General features: G+C 59.2%; 2 protein-coding genes. Both read left to right on the forward strand.

Going from position 1 to position 786, the window contains the following annotated elements; all coding sequences use genetic code 11:
- Positions 1 to 609, forward strand: a 609-nt coding sequence (locus tag LQ564_RS25715; RefSeq protein WP_231060970.1) for an IS607 family transposase, incomplete at its 5' end; no start/stop codon positions are given.
- Positions 603 to 786, forward strand: a 184-nt coding sequence (locus tag LQ564_RS25720) for a helix-turn-helix domain-containing protein (RefSeq protein WP_231060971.1), incomplete at its 3' end; no start/stop codon positions are given. The genes LQ564_RS25715 and LQ564_RS25720, both read left to right, overlap by 7 nt.

Consider the following 786-nt stretch of genomic DNA (forward strand, 5'->3'; position numbering starts at 1 on the left):
TCCATCACCGCTGCCGCGCAAGCGCTTGGCGTTTCGGCCAGCACGCTGAGACGCTGGGAGGCGGCCGGCAAGCTCATCCCCAGCCGGACCAAAGGTGGTCAACGCCGCTACGATCTCGCATCGATGCATCCTGAGCGCTACCACAGCGCACCGCTAGTGCGTAGGACCGTCGCCTATGCACGTGTCTCCAGCCACGACCAGAAGGGAGACTTGGAGCGACAGCAGCATGTGCTGGAATTGTACTGCGCAGCCCAAGGTTGGCCCTTCGAGATCATTACCGATCTCGGTTCGAGCATGAACTACCACAAGAAAGGCTTGAGAAAGCTGCTGGGTGAGATCCTTGACGGGAACATTGGCCGCCTGGTCCTTGTCCATCAAGACCGATTGCTGCGTTTCGGGGCTGAACTGGTGTTCGCCATCTGCCAGGCGAAACAGGTCGAGGTCGTGATCATCAACCAGGGCGAAGACCGGAGTTTTGAAGAGGAACTGGCTAGCGATGTCCTGGAAATCATCACGGTGTTCTCGGCCAGATTGTACGGTAGCCGCAGCCACAAGAATCAGAAGCTGATCGATGGTGTGAAAGCCGCAGTAAAGGATGCGCAATGCTGACTGCCCACCAGATCCGGCTCGATCCGAACAATGTGCAGGCAAGGTATTTCGCACGAGCGGCGGGGACTGCCCGCTTTGCCTATAACTGGGCGCTGGAAGAATGGACCCGCCAGTATCAGGCGCACCTGCTTGACCCGAAACTGCCGACGCCGAACGAAGCTGCGCTCCGGCGTCAGC

The organism is Massilia phyllostachyos (genome assembly GCF_021044825.1).
GTDB classification, from domain to species: Bacteria; Pseudomonadota; Gammaproteobacteria; order Burkholderiales; family Burkholderiaceae_D; genus Telluria; species Telluria phyllostachyos.